At 32.2% G+C, this 2597-nt stretch carries 1 protein-coding gene; it reads left to right on the top strand.

The genetic code is table 11. The annotated features are described in order from the left end of the window. The first annotated feature begins 418 nt into the window (after window positions 1–418). Window positions 419–2074 carry a serine hydrolase domain-containing protein gene (locus tag ACWYN7_RS17165; protein ID WP_462861202.1) on the top strand — a complete coding sequence of 552 codons (1656 nt, stop codon included), beginning with the start codon at window positions 419–421 and terminating at the stop codon, window positions 2072–2074. Window positions 2075–2597: the final 523 nt, after the last annotated feature.

Here is a 2597-nt window from a genome sequence, read left to right as displayed (position 1 = left end):
AATACTTGGGAATTTTTTACTGTTTGAAAATTTAGTAATCATTTAAAACACTAAACTTTTGTTTGAAAATTCTGGCTAGAAATTCCTTTCCAAACTCGTTTAAAAATGTTCCAAGGAAAAAAATAAAAATTGTTTTTCTTGAATAAAAATAACAATTGCATGAAAAAATAGAAAAGGAAAATTATAAAAAAGGAAAATCTAAAATGCTGAAAAAAAAAGAAAATGGAATTAAAACGTGTCAAACATTGTGTTTCGCAACAAAACATAACACTGTATAAAAAAAATTGCTACTTTAGTACTTAATCAAAGTGAGTTGCTTTTTTTTGTAAATTCTGAATTTCCTTCGGAAATTCCTCGTTGACAAAAAACGCAACTTTCCTTATACTAGAAACGTTAGCACCAATTAAAACGCACAACTATGAAAAAACATTTTCTACTATTTTTACTTTGTTCCATTTCACTTTTATCATATGGACAGATAAAAGAAAGTCAATCTATAGACAGCATATTTACAGAATGGAATAAACCAGATGTTCCAGGCTGTGCATTGGGAATAATAAAAGAAGGGCAACTTATCTATTCCAAGGGATACGGAATGGCCAATATGGAATATAATATTCCAAACTCTGCTTCTTCTGTATTTAGAATCGGTTCAACTTCCAAACAGTTTACGGCTGCATGTATTGTACTACTTGCAGAAAAAGACAAATTAAGTCTTGATGATAATTTGAAAAGCCTATTCCCTAGCTTTCCTAAATATGCAGAAAAGATTACAATTAGAAATTTACTAAATCATACTAGCGGCATTAGAGATTACTTGCAAATTAGTTATTTAAAAGGATTAGGAGATGATAACTATTATACAGATGATGATATTATGAAATGGCTAATAAACCAAGCCGATTTAAACTTTACACCTGGTGAAGAATATTTATACAGTAATTCTGGGTATTGGCTTCTTGGTCAAATTGTAAATAAGGTATCTGGAATGAACATGGCAGAATTTGCGGAGAATGAAATTTTTGAGCCCCTCGGGATGGATAACACACATTTTCATAATGACCATACAAAAATAGTAAAAAATAGAGCATCTGGATACGTTCCTGATAATAATGGGACTTATAAAATCAGTATGACTACATTGGATATGATTGGCGATGGTGGAATCTTTACTACAATAAATGATATTAAGAAATGGGATGATGCTTTTTATGATTCAAATGTTTTGAGCAAAGAGTTTTGGAGTGTGATGACAAAACAAGGCATATTAAACAATGGAGAAGTTATTGACTATGCTTCTGGTCTAATGATAAGTGAATACAAGGGATTAAAAACTGTAAGACATGGAGGAGCTTTTGTTGGTTTTAGAGCTGAACTATTGCGGTTTCCTGAACAAAAGTTATCCATTGCAATATTTGCCAACAGAGGTGACGCCAATCCATCAAGAATGGCGAACCAAGTTGCTGATTTATTGCTAAAAGATAAATTAGTTGAAAAGGTAGTTAAGAACGAAAAAAAAGTAAAGATAGCTGTTGCAGAAGAGGAATTTCAACTAAGTCAAATAATCGGTGATTATGAAATACAACCTGGTATTATTGCCAGATTATCTGTTAAGAACGACTCATTAAATGTCCTTCAAACTTGGAATAAATCAACCTATAATGTTGTAAAAGTAAGCGGGAATACATTCCAAATACCAGGAAATGAAACTATAAATTTTTCATTTTCTAACTTAAAAGATGGTTTTACGCAAACACTTACCGTTTTACAAAATGGCTCAGAAACAAAGGCTAAAAGGAAAAAAGAAGTTGATTTGTCCAGTATCAACTTAAATGATTATGTAGGAAGCTATTATAGTCAGGAATTAAATGTGACCTATGATTTTGACCTTGAAAATGGAGTATTAAAGGCTGGAATTAAAGAAAAAAAATCATTAATGGATTGCACAATAAGTGAAGCTGACCAATTCACTATGGAATTCGGATTAGTTCGATTTCAAAGAAAAAATGGGCTTATTTCTAGTTTTGAACTTGATTCAGGCAGAGTAAAAAATTTAAAATTCAATAAAAAATAACTGGTGCTAACAATGGCTATAAGTAATTGCTTGTTCTCGCCTACTTCTGAAAATCCTCGCGGATTTTCAGTTTGGTGTGTACTTGCAAAGTTAAGTGCTAAACCACGCAACTACTCATAGCCGAGACCGTTGCCAGTAATCCCCCATAGAAACCCAAAAACTCCTCAGTACGTAGGCTAACGTAAAATTTGTAAATTACTGACTTAATATTTAGCTCTTTGTAAGACCGTTTTTCAAAGTGTTGTTAATGTAAGCACGAGCGCAATCCTGGTTAGAATGTTTGCCATCAGTACATTGGCGACCACACTTTGTGTGGATCCCGTTCAGAATAATCTATTTGCCTAAAGCACATTCTCTTAGAGCTTTTTAAATTTAAATTTTATGGATGATAAAATCACATTAGATGTAATCAACAAAAATGCTGCTGGAATTGACATCGGTAGTCAAAGTCATTGGGTAGCCGTAGGACAGAAAGGTTCTCAAATTAAAGAATTTGGGGTCTACAATGAAAACCTTTATCAAT

Source organism: Polaribacter sp. M10 (assembly GCF_054968445.1).
This window is presented reverse-complemented; position numbering and strand designations above follow the sequence as displayed.